This is a genomic window from Geopseudomonas sagittaria, assembly GCF_900115715.1.
Classification (GTDB): Bacteria; Pseudomonadota; Gammaproteobacteria; order Pseudomonadales; family Pseudomonadaceae; genus Geopseudomonas; species Geopseudomonas sagittaria.
Map to the genome: position 1 here is coordinate 99,251 of NZ_FOXM01000008.1, position 14,884 is coordinate 114,134.

Annotated in this window: 13 protein-coding genes; 8 read left to right on the forward strand and 5 right to left on the reverse strand. The window is 69.6% G+C overall.

Translation table 11 applies throughout. The features are described 5' to 3' along the window. The first annotated feature begins 139 nt into the window (after window positions 1–139). The 3 genes from xerC to BM297_RS11565 all read left to right on the forward strand — a co-directional run bounded on the left by xerC (window position 140) and on the right by BM297_RS11565 (window position 2,707). Window positions 140–1,111 carry a tyrosine recombinase XerC gene (xerC, locus tag BM297_RS11555; RefSeq protein WP_092431617.1) on the forward strand — a complete coding sequence of 324 codons (972 nt, stop codon included), beginning with the start codon at window positions 140–142 and terminating at the stop codon, window positions 1,109–1,111. A gap of 79 nt (window positions 1,112–1,190) precedes the next feature. Then, window positions 1,191–1,892 carry an HAD family hydrolase gene (locus tag BM297_RS11560; RefSeq protein ID WP_092431619.1) on the forward strand — a complete coding sequence of 234 codons (702 nt, stop codon included), beginning with the start codon at window positions 1,191–1,193 and terminating at the stop codon, window positions 1,890–1,892. Continuing rightward, entirely contained in the window at window positions 1,892–2,707 is an 816-nt protein-coding gene (locus BM297_RS11565) for a CPBP family intramembrane glutamic endopeptidase (RefSeq protein WP_092431621.1), read from the forward strand. The genes BM297_RS11560 and BM297_RS11565 overlap by 1 nt, the downstream gene beginning before the upstream one ends. Window positions 2,708–2,783: 76 nt before the next feature. On the opposite strand, the gene sutA is transcribed toward BM297_RS11565, so the two are convergent. From sutA to glnK, 4 genes are all read right to left on the reverse strand, one after another. Further along, window positions 2,784–3,095: a transcriptional regulator SutA gene (gene sutA / locus BM297_RS11570; protein WP_092431813.1), complete on the reverse strand. Its 312-nt coding sequence runs from the start codon at window positions 3,093–3,095 to the stop codon at window positions 2,784–2,786. A 225-nt stretch (window positions 3,096–3,320) separates the two neighbouring features. Further along, a complete protein-coding gene (locus BM297_RS11575) occupies window positions 3,321–4,574 on the reverse strand; it encodes an ammonium transporter (protein WP_092431623.1) in 1,254 nt (417 codons plus the stop codon). Window positions 4,575–4,648: 74 nt separating this feature from the next. After that, window positions 4,649–5,968 (reverse strand): ammonium transporter, encoded by a 1,320-nt coding sequence (locus BM297_RS11580; protein WP_092431625.1) that lies wholly within the window; start codon window positions 5,966–5,968, stop codon window positions 4,649–4,651. A 54-nt stretch (window positions 5,969–6,022) separates the two neighbouring features. Further along, entirely contained in the window at window positions 6,023–6,361 is a 339-nt protein-coding gene (glnK, locus tag BM297_RS11585) for a P-II family nitrogen regulator (protein ID WP_090312626.1), read from the reverse strand. Between the two features lie 465 nt (window positions 6,362–6,826). Here glnK and BM297_RS11590 point away from each other — a divergent pair, with 465 nt between their 5' ends. From BM297_RS11590 to BM297_RS11610, 5 genes are all read left to right on the forward strand, one after another. Further along, window positions 6,827–7,087, forward strand: coding sequence for an accessory factor UbiK family protein (locus tag BM297_RS11590; protein ID WP_092431627.1), 261 nt, complete (start codon window positions 6,827–6,829; stop codon window positions 7,085–7,087). Between the two features lie 41 nt (window positions 7,088–7,128). Next, window positions 7,129–8,625: a YifB family Mg chelatase-like AAA ATPase gene (locus tag BM297_RS11595; protein ID WP_092431628.1), complete on the forward strand. Its 1,497-nt coding sequence runs from the start codon at window positions 7,129–7,131 to the stop codon at window positions 8,623–8,625. A 193-nt stretch (window positions 8,626–8,818) separates the two neighbouring features. Next, window positions 8,819–10,780, forward strand: coding sequence for a choline BCCT transporter BetT (gene betT / locus BM297_RS11600; RefSeq protein WP_092431630.1), 1,962 nt, complete (start codon window positions 8,819–8,821; stop codon window positions 10,778–10,780). Between the two features lie 125 nt (window positions 10,781–10,905). Then, entirely contained in the window at window positions 10,906–12,915 is a 2,010-nt protein-coding gene (gene rep / locus BM297_RS11605) for a DNA helicase Rep (RefSeq protein WP_092431634.1), read from the forward strand. Window positions 12,916–12,970: 55 nt separating this feature from the next. After that, window positions 12,971–14,008 (forward strand): RNA methyltransferase, encoded by a 1,038-nt coding sequence (locus tag BM297_RS11610; protein WP_092431636.1) that lies wholly within the window; start codon window positions 12,971–12,973, stop codon window positions 14,006–14,008. On the opposite strand, the gene BM297_RS11615 is transcribed toward BM297_RS11610, so the two are convergent. After that, window positions 13,974–14,867 carry a DUF2780 domain-containing protein gene (locus tag BM297_RS11615; protein WP_092431637.1) on the reverse strand — a complete coding sequence of 298 codons (894 nt, stop codon included), beginning with the start codon at window positions 14,865–14,867 and terminating at the stop codon, window positions 13,974–13,976. The two genes, BM297_RS11610 and BM297_RS11615, sit on opposite strands and share 35 nt — an antisense overlap. Window positions 14,868–14,884 lie beyond the last annotated feature (17 nt).

Below are 14,884 nucleotides of genomic sequence, written 5' to 3' on the forward strand. Positions count from 1 at the left end.
CAGGCGGCCGCTGTTGTCGGAGGCCCGTCCTCGGGACGAAGCTGCTTCTGGCGGGCCTGCGGCCCGCATCGCCGCGAGGTCGCGCCTCCCACAGACTGGCCGCACGCGGCACCCCAGCCGCCACCACCAGGAGTCCGCCATGCACACCGAACTGGACGCCTACCTCGAACACCTGCGCAGCGAGCGCCAGCTGTCGCCGCACAGCGTGGCCGGCTACCGCCGCGACCTCGACAAGCTGCTGGGGCTGATGGCCGAGGCCGGCCTCGAGCGCTGGCCACAGCTGGAAACCCGCCAGCTGCGCCACATGCTGGCCAGCCTGCACCAGCAGGGCCTGGCCGCGCCCAGCCTGGCGCGCTTCCTCTCCGCGGTGCGCGGGCTGTACCGCTACCTGATCCGTGAGAACCACTGCCGCCACGATCCCAGCGCCGGCCTGCGCCCGCCCAAGGGCGAGCAGCGTCTGCCCAAGCTGCTGGACACCGACCGCGCCCAGCAGCTGCTCGACGGTGCGCCGGGCGTCGATACGTCGGGCGACGCTGCGCCGGCCGACGACTTTCTCGCCCGCCGCGACCAGGCCATGCTCGAGCTGTTCTACTCCTCCGGCCTGCGCCTGTCCGAGCTGACCGGGCTGGACCTGGCGCAGCTGGACCTCGCCTCCGGTCTGGTGCGGGTCCACGGCAAGGGCAACAAGGTGCGCACCCTGCCGGTCGGGCGCAAGGCGCGCGAGGCCCTGCAGGCCTGGCTGGAGATCCGCCAGGGCGCCGCCGTCGACCAGGCGCTGTTCATCGGCCAGCGCGGCCAGCGCCTCAGCCCGCGGGCCGTCCAGCTGCGCGTGCGCCAGGCCGGGGTGCGCGCCCTGGGCCAGCACCTGCACCCGCACATGCTGCGCCACAGCTTCGCCAGCCACCTGCTGGAGTCCTCCCAGGACCTGCGCGCGGTGCAGGAGCTGCTCGGCCACGCCGACATCGGCACCACGCAGATCTACACCCACCTGGACTTCCAGCACCTGGCGCGGATCTACGACCAGGCCCACCCGCGCGCGCACCGGCGCAGCGAGGCCGCGCCGGTGCGCGACGCGGCGCCCGGCGACGACGAGGATGACGGTCAGGACTGATTCCAGCGCGGAGCGACGGCGGTATGATGAGCAGATCGACCGAAGCACTCGGTCTCGCCACCCGAAGCGGAGAACGCCCGTGAGCCTGCACCTGATCACCTTCGACCTCGACGACACCCTGTGGGACGTCGCCCCGGTGCTGCAGGCCGCCGAGGCCGGCCTGCTGGCCTGGCTGGCCGAACACGCCCCACGCCTGGGCGAGACGGCCAGCGCGCACCTGCAGCACAACCGCCAGTGGCTGCTGGAGCAGGAGCCGGGCCTCAAGGGGCGCATCAGTGAGCTGCGCCGCCGCGTGCTGCGCCACAGCCTGCGGCAGGCCGGCTACGCCGAGGACGAAGCGGCGCGGCTGGCGGAAGCGGCCTTCCGCCACTTCCTCGCCGCGCGCCAGCAGGTCAGCCTGTTTCCCGAGGTGCGACCGACCCTCGCGCAGCTGGCCGAACAGTTCAGCCTGGGCGTGCTGACCAACGGCAACGCCGACGTCGAGTGCATCGGCATCGCCGGCTATTTCCGCTTCGCCTTCAGCGCCGAACAGCTCGGCGTCAGCAAGCCCGATCCGCGTGCCTTCCACGCCGCCCTGCAGCACGCCGGCGTCCCGGCGCAGGCCGCCGTGCATATCGGCGACCATCCCCGCGACGACATCCAGGGCGCCCAGGCCGCCGGCATGCGGGCGATCTGGGTCAACCCGCAGGGCAAGGTGTGGGACGGCGAACACGTGCCGGATGCGCAGATCGCCAGCCTCGCCGAGCTGCCGGCGCTGCTGGCGCGCTGGCAGGCCGCCTGATGCGGCGCGACGGCGCCGCATCCGCGGCGCCTGCCGATCACTACCGACTCCGTCCGGGGCAGCCGACCTGGGCGCTGCTGGCGCCGGCGCTGGTGCTGCTGGCCGGGCTGCTCGCCGGCGGCATCCAGCTGCCCGGAGTGCTGCAGGGCGCGCTGTTCGCCGCCTGGGTGCTCTGCGCCCGGCCGCGGCTACCCGAAGGCCTGTGGCTGGGCGGCACGCTGCTGGCCAGCCTGGCCCTGGCCGCCCACGCCCTGCCCGGCTTCAGCCCGCTGCCGCTCGGCGCACCCCGCCCGATCAGTCCGGATGCCGCGCCCTATGCGCTGCGCCTGTCCTGGGACAAGCTGCTGGTCGGCGCCACCCTGCTGGCCTGGTGGTGGCAACAGCCGCGCCGGCCACGCGTTCAGCCGGGGCGCGCGTGGCTGTGTGGCCTGGCCACCCTGCTGGCGGTGCCGGCCCTGGCCCTGGCCCTCGGCGTGGTGGCCTGGCAGCCGAAGTGGCCGGCCGAGCTGGCCGTCTGGCTGGCCCTCAATCTGGGCGTGACGGTACTGGCCGAGGAGCTGCTGTTTCGCGGCCTGCTGCAGGGCGCGCTGGTCGCCCGCCTCGGCGCCGCGCGCGGCATCGGCCTGACTGCCGCGCTGTTCGGCCTGGCCCACGCGCCCTTCAGTCCGGCCTTCGCCCTGGTCGCCGGGCTGGCCGGGCTCGGCTACGGCGGGGTCCTGCAGCTGTCCGGGCGCCTGAGCGCGGCCGTGCTGCTGCACGCCGCGGTCAACCTGCTGCACTTCTTGCTGCTCAGCTATCCGCTGCGCCTGAACTGACGCTCGGCGGGCACAAAAAAGGCGACCCCGGATCAACTCCGGGGTCGCCCTTGCGCCAGCCAGTGATCGGGATCGATCAGATGGGGCGGCTGCCGTACTTGCTGTCCGGCTTCTTGGGCGGATCGGCAACCACGTTGGATTCGACTTCCTGTACCTTGCCGCCGCGGGCGAGGAACTCTTCCATCGCCCGCGCCAAGGCGTCGCGCTCTTTCTGCTTGGCCTCGATGGTCGGCAGTTCCTCGGGCTCGGCTTCCTTCTTGCTCTTCTTGGCTACCGGGGCAACCACTTCGTCGTCGCTGTCGCCATCGTCATCCGGCGCAGCGCCCAGCTCCTCGTCGGCCTCGTCGGCACCTTCCAGCTCGTCCTGTTCCAGTTCTTCGTCGCTCATGATGAACCCCATGCTGCTCTGCAAAGGCAGATTGTTTATAGCCCAGCAGCGTCACTTGCGCGCGCTGCCGGTGTGCATTCGTCGGGTTCGCCGCCGCTCGCCCCCTGCCCTCGGGCATGACGGCCACGGCTGTGCGACCCATTCGCGCGCATTCTAGCGCGCCGCCAGAAAAAGCAAAGGGCACCCGAAGGTGCCCTTGTGCATTGGTCATGAAAAGCCGGCCGGTCAGCTCTTGCGGGTGAACTCCGGGTAGGCTTCCATGCCGCACTCGGCGATGTCCACGCCGGTGTACTCGTCCTCGGCATCCACGCGCACGCCCATCACCGCCTTGAGGATCGCCCAGACGATCAGGCTGGCGGAGAACACCCAGCCGAAGATGCAGACGATGCCGAGCAGCTGGGCGGCGAAGCTGCCGCCGTCGTTGGTCAGCGGCACCGCCAGCAGACCCCAGATGCCGGACAGGCCGTGCACCGAGATGGCGCCCACCGGATCGTCGATCTTCAGCTTGTCGAGCAGCAGCACGCCGCCCACCGCCAGCACGCCACCCACGGCACCGATCAGCACGGCAGACAGCGCCGACGGGGTCACCGGCTCGGCAGTGATCGCCACCAAACCGGCCAGGGCGCCGTTGAGGGCCATGGTCAGGTCGAACTTGCCGAACAGGATGCGCGCCACGATCAGCGCCGCCAGCAGGCCGCCGGCCGCCGCCATGTTGGTGTTGAGGAAGGCCGCCGCCACCGCGTTGGCGTTCTCGATGCTGCTGATCGCCAGCTGCGAGCCGCCGTTGAAGCCGAACCAGCCAAACCACAGGATCAGCGCGCCCAGGGTCGCCAGCGGCAGGTTGGCGCCGGGAATGGCGTTGACCTGGCCGTTCGGGCCGTACTTGCCGCGCCGCGCACCGAGCAGCAGGACACCGGCCAGGGCCGCGGCGGCGCCGCACAGGTGCACCACGCCGGAGCCGGCGAAGTCGAGGAAGCCCGCCTGGTTGAGGAAGCCCGAGCCCCATTTCCAGTAGCCCTGAACCGGGTAGATGAAGCCGGTCATCACCACCGCGAAGGCGAGGAAGGCCAGCAGCTTCATGCGCTCGGCCACCGCGCCGGAGACGATCGACATGGCGGTGGCGACGAACACCACCTGGAAGAAGAAGTCGGCGCGCTTGGAGAAGGCCGGCGCATCCTCGCCGCCCGCGGCCACCAGGTCCACGGCATGCTCGTCGCCGATCAGGAAGCCCAGGCTCGGCAGGAAGCCGCCCTCGGGGCTGGAGTACATGATGTGATAGCCGATCAGCAGGTACATCACGCAGGCCACGGCGTACAGGGCGACGTTCTTGGTGAGGATCTCGGTGGTGTTCTTGGCGCGCACCAGACCGGACTCGAGCATGGCGAAGCCGGCCGCCATCCACATCACCAGGGCACCGCAGATCACCAGGTAGAAGGTGTCCAGGGCGTATTGCAGGGGAATCAGAGCATTGGTATCCATGAGAAATGCCTTGTGCAGGGGGCGCTGGCGCGCCGGTGTGCGGGCACCCGACCTTGGGTGCCCGCCACATTGCCTCAGAGGTTGTAACCGCGTTCGTTGTGCTCGGCGAGGTCGAGGCCGACGCTCTCGGTTTCCTCGCTGACGCGCAGGCCCATCACCACATCGAGCACCTTGAGGATCACGAAGGTGACGATGGCGGTGTAGACCACGGTGAACGCCACGCCCTTGAACTGGGTGAACAGCTGGGCGCCGATGTCTTCCACGCTGCCGAAGCCGCCCAGCGCCGGGGCCGCGAAGGCGCCGGTGAGGATCGCGCCGACGATGCCGCCGACACCGTGCACGCCGAAGGCGTCCAGCGAGTCGTCATAGCCGAGCTTGCGCTTGAGGCTGGTGGCGCAGAAGAAGCAGATCGCACCGGAGGCCAGACCGATCACCAGGGCGCCCATCGGACCGGCGGTGCCGGCGGCCGGGGTGATGGCGACCAGGCCGGCGACCACCCCGGAGGCGATGCCCAGGGCGCTGGGTTTGCCGTGGGTGAGCCACTCGGCGAGCATCCAGGCCAGCGCCGCGGCGGCGGTGGCGATCTGGGTGACCAGCATGGCCATGCCGGCGGTGCCGTTGGCGGCGATCGCCGAGCCGGCGTTGAAGCCGAACCAGCCGACCCACAGCATGGCCGCGCCGATCAGGGTGTAGCCGAGGTTGTGCGGCGCCATGTGGGTGGTCGGGTAGCCCTTGCGCTTGCCCAGCACGATGCACGCCACCAGGCCGGCGATACCGGCGTTGATGTGCACCACGGTGCCGCCGGCGAAGTCCAGCACGCCCCAGTCCCACATCAGGCCGCCGTCGCCGGCCCAGACCATGTGCGCGATCGGTGCGTAGACCAGGGTGAACCACACGGCCATGAAGATCAGCATCGCGGAGAACTTCATGCGCTCGGCGAAGGCACCGACGATCAGCGCCGGAGTGATGATGGCGAAGGTCATCTGGAAGGTGATGAACACGCTTTCCGGGAAGGCGCCGATCAGGCTGTCGGGAGTCAGGCCGCTGAGGAACGCCTTGGACAGACCGCCGATGAAGGAGTTGAAGTTGACGACCCCCTGCTCCATGCCGGTGGTGTCGAAGGCCAGGCTGTAGCCGTAGAGGACCCACAGCACGCTGATCAGACCGGTGATGGCGAAGCACTGCATCATCACCGAGAGAATGTTCTTGGAGCGGACCATGCCGCCGTAGAACAGCGCCAGGCCGGGGATGGTCATGAACAGGACCAGCGCCGTCGCCGTCAGCATCCAGGCGGTATCGCCGCTGTTCAGGGTCGCTTCTTCGGCAGCCAGGGCCAGGCCCGGGCTGACGAGAGACAATAGGGCTCCTAGCCCTGCGATTTTGCGCAGAGTCATGTGTTACTCCTGGGGCGTGGGGTTCGGTGGAGTAGCGGTTCTAGCGGCCGGGGGTCAGACCGCGTCGGTGCCGGTCTCGCCGGTGCGGATGCGGATCGCCTGCTCCAGATTGACCACGAAGATCTTGCCGTCACCGATCTTGCCGGTGTTGGCGGCCTTGGTGATGGCGTCGATGACTGCATCCAGCTGGTCGTCGGCGATCGCCACTTCGATCTTCACCTTGGGCAGGAAGTCGACCACGTATTCGGCACCGCGATACAGTTCGGTGTGGCCCTTCTGGCGGCCGAAGCCCTTGACCTCGGTGACGGTGATACCCTGCACGCCGATTTCCGACAGCGACTCGCGCACGTCGTCGAGCTTGAACGGCTTGATGATGGCAGTGACTAGCTTCATGAATGTTTCTCCCGTAATGGTGGACTTGCCCCAGGAACAACGAACCCGTAACAAGTCTAAGCGCAGAGTCCCACGTTTGTAACAGGCGACAGACACTACGCAGGCTGGATTCAACGTTGACCGGCAGCTGGTGGCTAAGCCCTCCCCGCTTCGCCCGACCCACCACAGTGGCATTCGGCACCGGCTGCACAGCTCTTGCAGAAACCTTGCCAGCTTTTCACAAACACTTGTTTTTCAGTGATTTGCGCGAGATCGTCGGTTTTACCGGCAAAATACCCGGCAACTCCGCACCATTACAGTGCGCAACCCCAGTCTAGTTGCGCAAAAAGCGCGCCGCCAGCTACCACGACGCACCATGCGTGCACCAGCAATGGGCACGGCGGTCGGCAGCGCGTGCAGGACCTGCGTCGCAGGTCCGCCAAGCCAATCTGTTAGACTCACGCCTTCTGTTGATGGAATGCCGCCATGCTGCCGCCCAAAGCCGTTCTCGACCTTCTCGCCAGCCAAGCCAGCCGCCTGTTCGGCAGCGATTCGCCACTGCCGCGCGGCGAACTGGAAAGCCAGTTCAAGGCCCTGCTGCAGGGCGCCTTCGGCAAGCTGGACCTGGTCGGCCGCGACGAGTTCGACGCGCAGATGGCGGTCCTCGCCCGCACCCGTGCCCGCCTGGAAGCCCTCGAGGCGCGGGTCGCGGAACTGGAAGCCCGCCTGGAAGCGCCGCACGAATAAGGGGCAGCGCCTTCCGCGGGACACTTGATCAAGGAGCGATCATGTCCCTCGCCATCGTCCACAGCCGCGCCCAGCTCGGCATCGATGCCCCGGCCGTCAGCGTCGAGGCACACCTGGCCAACGGCCTGCCCTCGCTGACCCTGGTCGGCCTGCCGGAAACCGCCGTGCGCGAAAGCAAGGACCGCGTGCGCAGCGCGATCCAGAGCTGCGGCTTCGAGTTCCCCAGCCGGCGCATCACCCTCAACCTGGCCCCCGCCGACCTGCCCAAGGACGGCGGCCGCTTCGACCTGGCGATCGCCCTCGGTCTGCTCGCCGCCAGCGGACAGCTGCCCGCCAGCGCCCTCGAACCGCTCGAATGCCTCGGCGAACTGGCTCTCTCCGGTGCCCTGCGCCCGGTGCGCGGCGTGCTGCCGGCGGCGCTGGCCGCCCGCGCCGCCGGACGCGCGCTGCTGGTGCCGCGGGCCAATGCCGAGGAGGCCTGCCTGGTCTCGGGGCTGACCGTGTACGCCGCCGAACACCTGCTGGAAGTCGCCGCCCATCTGGCCGGCCACACCCCGCTCGCGCCCTGGCAGCCCCGCGACCAGCCGCTGCCGGTCGCCAGCCCGGGCGACATCGCCGAGGTGCAGGGTCAGCTGGCCGCCAAGCGCGCCCTGCTGGTGGCCGCCGCCGGCCGCCACAATCTGCTCCTCAGCGGCGCGCCGGGCACCGGCAAGACCCTGCTGGCCAGCCGCCTGCCCGGCCTGTTGCCGCCGCTGTCCGAGGGCGAGGCGCTGGAGGTGGCCGCCATCCAGTCGGTCGCCGGCTCCGCGCCCCTGCTCGGCTGGCCAGCGCGGCCGTTCCGCCAGCCGCACCACAGCGCCTCCGGTCCGGCGCTGGTCGGCGGCGGCAGCCGGCCGCGTCCCGGCGAGATCAGCCTGGCCCACCACGGCGTGCTGTTCCTCGACGAGCTGCCGGAGTTCGATCGCAAGGTCCTGGAGGTACTGCGCGAACCGCTGGAGAGCGGCGAGATCGTCATCGCCCGCGCCCAGGACAAGCTGCGCTTCCCGGCGCGCTTCCAGCTGGTGGCGGCGATGAACCCCTGCCCGTGCGGCTACCTCGGCGATGCCGAGCAGCGCTGCCGCTGCACTCCCGAGCAGGTGCAGCGCTACCGCGCCCGGCTGTCCGGGCCGCTGCTCGATCGCATCGACCTGCACCTGCACGTGCGCCGCGAGCCGACCCGCCTGCACGCCGCCAGCGAGGGGCCGGACAGCGCCGCGCTGGCGCAGCAGGTGGCCGCCGCGCACGCCGTGCAGCAGACGCGCCAGGGCTGCGCCAACGCCCACCTCGACCTACCCGGCCTGCGCGCCCACTGCCCGCTCGGCGAGGCCGACCGCCTGTGGCTGGAGAGCGCCGGCGAGCGCCTGCGCCTGTCGCTGCGCGCCCTGCACCGGGTGCTCAAGGTGGCGCGCACCCTGGCCGATCTCGCCGGCCACGCCGATATCCAGCGCGCCCAGCTGGCCGAAGCGCTGCAGTATCGCGCGGCCGGCGAGCCCGGCTGAGCGCCCGCCTCTCGATGCAGCCAAGCTATCAATGAATGACTAAAGCCCAAAAAAAACTATCGACTTGTTAGAATAGCCGGCCTCAACCTCCTGCCGGCGGGTTGCTGCGCGCGTTTGCGCATGCCTGGCGGCCGGTCCAGTCTGTCTGCTATCCGCCCTTGGCGGCCATCCGCGCATACGGAGAGCTTGCTCAATGGAAACATCCCCACGCCCTACGGCGACCCTCAACCCGCCGGTATTCTTCACCTCGGTCCTGCTGATCCTCGCCCTGGTGGTGTTCGCCGTGGCCTTCCCGGGCAGCGCCCAGAGCCTGTTCAGCCTCGTGCAGGGCTGGATCATCACCAACGCCAGCTGGTTCTACATCCTCGCCGTCGCCCTGATCCTGATCACCACGGTGTTCCTCGCCGTCAGCCGCTACGGCGACATCAAGCTCGGCCCCGACCATAGCCAGCCCGACTACAGCAACGCCACCTGGTTCGCCATGCTGTTCTCCGCCGGCATGGGCATCGGCCTGATGTTCTTCGGCGTCGCCGAGCCGGTGATGCACTTCGTCGCCCCGCCGGTGGGCGAGCCGCACAGCGTGCTGGCCGCCCGCGAGGCGATGAAGCTGACCTTCTTCCACTGGGGTCTGCACGCCTGGGCGATCTACGCCATAGTCGCGCTGATCCTCGCCTTCTTCTGCTACCGCCACGGCCTGCCGCTGACCCTGCGCTCGGCGCTCTACCCGCTGATCGGCGAGCGCATCCACGGCCCCGTCGGTCATGCGGTGGACATCTTCGCCATCCTCGGCACGGTGTTCGGCGTGGCCACCTCGCTGGGCTACGGCGTGCTGCAGATCAACAGCGGCCTCCACCACCTGTTCGGCCTGCCGGTCGGCACCGCCGTGCAGATCGCCCTGATCGTCGGCGTCACCGCGCTGGCCACCCTGTCGGTGGTCACCGGCCTGGACAAGGGCATCCGCCGCCTGTCCGAGCTGAACCTGGCGCTCGCCGCCATCCTCCTCCTGCTGGTGCTGGTGCTCGGCCCCACGGTGTACCTGCTGCAGACCTTCGTGCAGAACACCGGCAGCTACCTGTCGGAGATCGTCAGCAAGACCTTCAACCTGTACGCCTACGAGCCGACCGACTGGCTGGGCGGCTGGACCCTGCTGTACTGGGGCTGGTGGATGTCCTGGTCGCCGTTCGTCGGCATGTTCATCGCCCGCGTCTCGCGCGGGCGCACCATCCGCCAGTTCGTCTGCGGAGTGCTGTTCGTCCCGGCCGGCTTCACCCTGCTGTGGATGACTGTGTTCGGCAACGGCGCCATCCACATGATCATGCAGCAGGGCCTGACCAGCCTGGCCGACACGGTCGGCCAGGACAGCTCGCTGGCGCTGTTCGCCTTCCTCGAGCAGTTCCCCTTCGCCTCCGTGCTGTCGCTGCTGGCGGTGCTCATGGTGGTGGTGTTCTTCGTCACCTCGGCCGACTCCGGCTCGCTGGTGGTCGACATGCTCGCCTCCGGTGGCAGCAACCACACCCCGCTGTGGCAGCGGATCTTCTGGGCCAGCTCGATCGGCGTGGTGGCCATCGCCCTGCTGCTGGCCGACGGTCTCAGCGCCCTGCAGACCGCCACCATCGCCAGCGCCCTGCCGTTCTCGGTGATCCTGCTGGCCTCGATGTGGGGGCTGCTCAAGGCCCTGCACCTGGACGCCACCAAGCGCGTGCTGCGCCACCAGACCTCCGGGCATACGCGTCAGGCGCGCAGCCCCGGCGGCTGGCAGCGCCGCCTGCGCAACATGGTGATGTTCCCGCGCCGCGCCCACGTCAACCGTTTCCTCGACGAGGTGGTGCAGCCGGCCTGCCTGGCGGTGACCGAGGAACTGCGCAAGCAGGGCCTGACCGCCGAGGTGCAGAGCGGCGACGACCACCGCGTGCGCCTCGAGGTCCGCCACGGCGCGGAAGTGGACTTCGTCTACGAGGTGCACCCGCGCGCCTACGTGCAGCCGAGCTTCGTCATGCTCGCGGGCGACGAGGAGCGCAAGTACTTCCGCGCCGAGGTGCACCTGCTCGAGGGCGGCCAGGACTACGACGTGATGGGCTGGTCGCGCGACGAGGTGATCGACGACATACTCGACCAGTACGAGCAGCACATGCACTTCCTCCACGTGGTGCGCTGAATGCAGCGCTGCTCCCTCTGCCGCCGGCAGCAGAGGGAGCAGCGCGGACCGTCGGCCCGCCCCTGCCCACGTCGGGCCAGCCTGCTAAACTGCCGCCTCCCTCGCAGCCAGACACCCCTGCCCGCATGTCCCGACTCAATCCCCGCCAGCAGGAAGCCGTCCACTACATCAGCGGCCCGCTCTTGGTGCTGGCCGGCGCCGGCTCCGGCAAGACCAGCGTGATCACCCGCAAGATCGCCTACCTGATCCAGCAGTGCGGCATCCGCGCGCAGAACATCGTCGCGGTGACCTTCACCAACAAGGCCGCCCGCGAGATGAAGGAGCGCGTCGGCAGCCTGCTGCGCGGTGGCGAGGGCAAGGGCCTGACGGTGTCGACCTTCCACAACCTCGGCCTCAACATCATCCGCAAGGAGCACGCCCACCTGGGCTACAAGAGCGGCTTCTCGATCTTCGACGAGCAGGACGTCAAGGCGCTGCTCGCCGACATCATGCAGAAGGAGTACCAAGGCGACGACGGCGTCGACGAGATCAAGAACCAGATCGGCGCCTGGAAGAACGACCTGATCCTCCCCGAGCAGGCGCTCGAGCAGGCGCGCAACCCGCGCGAGCAGACCGCCGCGATCGTCTACCTGCACTACCAGCGCACCCTCAAGGCCTACAACGCGGTGGACTTCGACGACCTCATCCTGCAGCCGGTCAAGCTGTTCCAGGAGCACCCCGAGGTGCTGCAGAAGTGGCGCAACAAGGTGCGCTACATGCTGGTCGACGAGTACCAGGACACCAACGCCAGCCAGTACCTGCTGGTCAAGCTGCTGGTGACCGAGCGCGCCCAGTTCACCGTGGTCGGCGACGACGACCAGTCGATCTACGCCTGGCGCGGCGCGCGGCCGGAAAACCTCATGCAGCTCAAGGAGGACTTCCCCAGCCTCAAGGTGGTGATGCTCGAGCAGAACTACCGCTCGACCAGCCGCATCCTCAAGTGCGCCAACGTGCTGATCGCCAACAACCCGCACGTGTTCGAGAAGCAGCTGTGGAGCGAGATGGGCCACGGCGACGAGATCCGCGTGATTCGCTGCAAGAACGAGGACGCCGAGTGCGAGCGCATCGCCATGGAGATCCTCACCCAGCACCTGCGCACCGACCGCCCGTACAGCGAGTTCGCCATCCTCTACCGCGGCAACTACCAGGCCAAGCTGATGGAGCTCAAGCTGCAGCACCACCAGATTCCCTATCGCCTGAGCGGCGGCACCAGCTTCTTCGCCCGCCAGGAGGTGAAGGACCTGATGAGTTACTTCCGCCTCTTGGTCAACCCGGACGACGACAACGCCTTCCTGCGGGTGATCAACGTGCCGCGCCGCGAGATCGGCTCGACCACCCTGGAAAAGCTCGGCAACTACGCCACCGCGCGCAAGATCAGCATGTACGACGCCAGCGACGAGATCGGCCTGGCCGAGCACCTCGACAAGCGCTACTGCGAGCGCCTGGCGCGCTTCAAGCACTTCATCGACCGGGTACGCCGCGAGTGCGCCCAGGACGACCCGATCGCCGCCCTGCGCGGGATGATCGCCGACATCGACTACGAGAACTGGCTGCGCGAGAACAGCTCCACCGACAAGGCCGCCGACTACCGGATGAGCAACGTCTGGTTCCTCCTCGAGGCGCTGAAGAACACCCTGGAGAAGGACGAGGACGGCGACATGACCATCGAGCAGGCCATCGCCAAGCTGGTGCTGCGCGACATGCTCGAACGCCAGCAGGAGGAGGAGGACGGCGCCGAGGGCGTGCAGATGATGACCCTGCACGCCTCCAAGGGCCTGGAGTTCCCCTGCGTGTTCATCATGGGCATGGAGGAGGAAATCCTCCCGCACCGCTCGAGCATCGAGGCCGACACCGTCGAGGAGGAACGCCGTCTGGCCTACGTCGGCATTACCCGCGCCAAGCAGAACCTCGCCATCACCTTCGCCGCCAAGCGCAAGCAGTACGGCGAGGTGATCGACTGCGCGCCCAGCCGCTTCCTCGACGAACTGCCTGCCGAGGACCTGCAGTGGGAAGGCCTGGAGGACACCCCGGTGGAGGTCAAGGCGGTGCGCGGCAACAGCGCGCTGGCGGATATAAGGGCGATGCTCAAGCGCTGAGCGGCCACCCCGCCCCCTGCCGCCACCGCCGGCCCGATGGTAGGATGCGCGCCCTATGCGTATCCACGACCTTCAGCACCGTCTCGCCGCCTGCGGCGCCCAGCCCTGCCACAGCGGGCGGATCCTGCGTGCCTGGCTGCATGGCCGGACGCTGGACAGCGGCCCGCGCAACCGCCCGGCCGAGGACTATTTCCCGCTGTCGGTGCGCGCGGCGCTGCCGGCGCTGAGCGAGGAAGTCGCCGGCCTGGCCCGGCTGCGCTCCGAGCATCCGGGCGCCGACGGCTCGGCGCGCCTGCTGGTCGAACTGGCCGACGGGCAGATGGTGGAGAGCGTGCTGCTGCCGCGCGACGGTCTGTGCGTGTCGACCCAGGTCGGCTGCGCGGTGGGCTGCGTGTTCTGCATGACCGGCAAGAGCGGCCTGCTGCGCCAGGTCGGCAGCGCCGAGATCGTCGCCCAGGTCGCCCTCGCCCGGCGCTTCCGCGCGGTCAAGAAGGTGGTGTTCATGGGCATGGGCGAGCCGGCGCACAACCTCGACAACGTGCTGGAAGCCATCCACCTGCTCGGCACCGACGGCGGCATCGGACACAAGAACCTGGTGTTCTCCACCGTCGGCGACCTGCGGGTGTTCGAGCGCCTGCCCCAGGAGCGGGTCAGGCCGGCGCTGGCGCTGTCGCTGCACACCACCCGCAGCGATCTGCGCCGCGAGCTGCTGCCGCGCGCCCCGCAGATCGAGCCGGCGGAGCTGATCGAGCTGGGCGAGGCCTACGCGCGCACGGTGGGCTACCCGATCCAGTACCAGTGGACGCTGCTCAAGGGCATCAACGACAGCGTCGAGGAAATGGACGCCATCCTGCGCCTGTTCAAGGGCAAGTACGCGGTGCTCAACCTGATCCCCTACAACAGCCTGGAAGGCGACGACTTCCAGCGCCCCGACGGCGAGCGCATCGTGCAGATGGTCCGCTACCTGCACAGCCGCGGCGTGCTGACCAAGGTGCGCAACAGCGCCGGCCAGGACATCGACGGCGGCTGCGGCCAGCTGCGCGCGCGCGCCGAGGTGGTCAGGAACCGGCGGCAGGCGCCGCAGGCGCGCTGAGCCCCGCAGCCGGCGCCGGCGTCAGCACGCCCGGCACACCCGGCACGCCCCAGATGCCACCCAGGCTCTGCAGCAGGGTGCCGGCCACGCCCTGATTGCCGAGGAACTGCAGCAGGATCGGCGCGAACTGGCCGACCAGGCCGACGCCCATGCCCAGCGCGGAGAACGCCTGGTTGACCTCCTCCAGGCTGGAGACCGTGCCCGCCGGCGCGCCGCTCGGTTGCGGCGCCGGACTGGCGGAGCCGCCCAGCAGACCGCTCAACGCGCCCAGCCGACCGAGCACGCCGCTGACGCCGTTGCCCGCGCTGGCAGCGCTGCCGGCGTTGCCGCCCAGGAACTCCAGCCCCGGCACGCTGCCGGCCAGCTGGGCATACTGATCCGCCGCCAGTTGGTGCTGCGCCAGGCCGAGCAGGGCGCCGACCCCGCCCATCGCCTGCTGCGGGGTGACCTGCAGGGCACGCAGCTGGTCGAGCAGGGCCAGGGTCTGCGGATTGACCAGGCCGCCGAGGGCGGCGGCGCCCGCCGGCAGCGCCGGCGCGATCGGCGCGGGTGCCGCCGCAGCGGGCTGGGCGGCGGGCGCGGCCTGGGTGCCGGGCAGCGCCGGAACCGCCGGCGCGATCTGCGCCGCCGCAGCGGCCTCGCTGGCAGGTGCAGCCGGAGCCAGCGGCGCAGCCGGGGTGGCAGGTACGGCCGGCGCCAGCGGCGCGCTCGGGGTGACAGGCGCGGCGGGAGCGACCTGCAGGGCCGGTGCCGCCGGGGCCGGGATGGCCTGGACGGCATCCCCCGCCGTGGCGGCGAAGGCCGGCAGGCTCGCCGCGAGCAGCAGGGCGGACAGGCTGATGGTGTGCAACGCTTGCATGGTCGAACCTCGAAGAA